The organism is Hyphomonas sp. UBA3601, assembly GCF_002375605.1.
Taxonomy (GTDB): domain Bacteria; phylum Pseudomonadota; class Alphaproteobacteria; order Caulobacterales; family Hyphomonadaceae; genus Hyphomonas.
Genome location: NZ_DFME01000127.1, coordinates 124,215 through 125,909, shown reverse-complemented (window position 1 = coordinate 125,909; position 1,695 = coordinate 124,215). Strand labels below are relative to the sequence as shown.

Here is a 1,695-nt window from a genome sequence, read left to right as displayed (position 1 = left end):
GAGAATGGCAAGCTGATCCCGGCCCGCGACTATCCTTGCGAACATGATGTGACCAATGTCGGCGTTCCCCGTGAACGCGACAGCGTCCGTTCTGCGCGGGGCGCGACCGGGCCCGGCACGGATATCCATGATGCCGGCGAGATCCGCGCCACGGCGCCGGATACCGAAGATGCCGCGCGCCGGGAGGAAGAGCCGGTGATCCTGGCCCCGGACCCCGATGCCGACACACCGGAGATCGTGCGGCAGGACGATGACACGGACTGATCTGACGACCGCGCCCTGGCTGGACTGGCCGGGCACACGCGCCGTGATGGCTGCGCTGGAAGTGGCGCGTCCTGGTGGCGCGCGCTTCGTTGGCGGCTGTGTGCGCAACGAACTGCGCGGCGTGCCGGTCGATGACATAGACATCGCCACCCAGTTGAAACCCGATGAAACGCTTGCGGCGCTGGAAGCGGCCGGCATTCGCGCCATTCCGACCGGGCTGGAGCATGGCACCGTCACTGCCATCTATGACGGCCGCCCCTACGAGATCACCAGCCTGCGCCACGATGTCGAGACCGATGGCCGCCGCGCCGTGGTCGCTTTCACCGAGGATTGGGCCGAGGATGCGGAGCGCCGTGATTTCCGGCTCAATGCTATCTACGCCGCCGCCGATGGCCGCCTGCATGAGATCGTGCCGAACTCGGTGCAGGATGCCATTGATGGGCGGGTGATCTTCATTGGCGACGCAGACCAGCGCCTGCGCGAGGACTATCTGCGCATCCTGCGCTTCTTCCGCTTTAATGCCTGGTATGGCGCGGGCATGGATGCGGAGGGTCTTGCTGCATGTGAGCGGCAAAAGGATGGACTCGCAAAGATTGCTTCCGAGCGGATATGGAAGGAATTGAAACGCCTGATGGAAGCGCCCGATCCGTCCGAAGCCATGCTGGCCATGGAAGAGACGGGCGTGCTGGGAGCTGTGCTGCCGGGCGCGAACGCATCGGAATTGCCATCTCTTGTTTCGGTGGAGCAGGGGGCCGGCCTTGCGCCAGATCCGTTGCAACGCTTGATGGCCATGCTTCCCCGTCGCGCCCGCGATGTGACCAGTGTCACGGCGCATCTGCGGCTATCCAATGCCGAGGCCAGCCGACTGGCCGAGTGGGCCGACCCTGCGCTAACTCATGTTCTTGGCGTCCAACCGGACGCGCTGCGTCGTCTGTTTTACCACTTTGGCCCACGTGCGGTGCTGGACCGCGCCTTGATCGAGGCCGCGCAGGTTTCTGGAGCGGATGCCCTGACGACGATCAAGGCAGCGGCAGTCGACTGGCAGAAGCCGGACTTTCCGCTGGGCGGCGCAGATGCCCTTGCAGCAGGGCTTAGCGGTCCGGATGTCGGCGCAGTCCTGCGCACATTGGAGCAGAGCTGGGTGGCGTCGGATTTCAGTCTGACTCGAGACGAATTGGTCGCGCGCCTCAATTCGTGAACAGGATGTACGCGTTGAGGTATCCGGCGAAACTGATCCAGACCAGATAGGGGATTTGTAGCAAGGCGGCGAGGTGCGAATAGCGCCAGAAGTCCTGCATCATGGCCACGATCAACAGCCAAAGCGCCACCAGAATGCCGAGCGCCAGCGCGACCTCGTTCATGCCGAAGAATGCAAGGCTCCAGCCCGCATTGAACACCAGCATCGAATAGTACAGGCCGAGCGGGCTGACG

At 64.0% G+C, this 1,695-nt stretch carries 3 protein-coding genes; 2 read left to right on the top strand and 1 reads right to left on the bottom strand.

Going from position 1 to position 1,695, the window contains the following annotated elements; translation table 11 throughout:
• Both B4F73_RS14420 and B4F73_RS14415 read left to right on the top strand, forming a co-directional pair.
• A partial coding sequence (locus B4F73_RS14420) for a hypothetical protein (protein WP_290483602.1) occupies positions 1-264 on the top strand: 264 nt, incomplete at its 5' end.
• On the top strand, positions 251-1,462 hold the full coding sequence (locus B4F73_RS14415; protein WP_290483601.1) for a CCA tRNA nucleotidyltransferase: 1,212 nt from the start codon (positions 251-253) through the stop codon (positions 1,460-1,462). The genes B4F73_RS14420 and B4F73_RS14415, both read left to right, overlap by 14 nt.
• On the opposite strand, the gene B4F73_RS14410 is transcribed toward B4F73_RS14415, so the two are convergent.
• Positions 1,452-1,695: TspO/MBR family protein (locus B4F73_RS14410; protein ID WP_290483600.1), on the bottom strand; the 244-nt coding region annotated here is incomplete at its 5' end. The genes B4F73_RS14415 and B4F73_RS14410 overlap by 11 nt on opposite strands.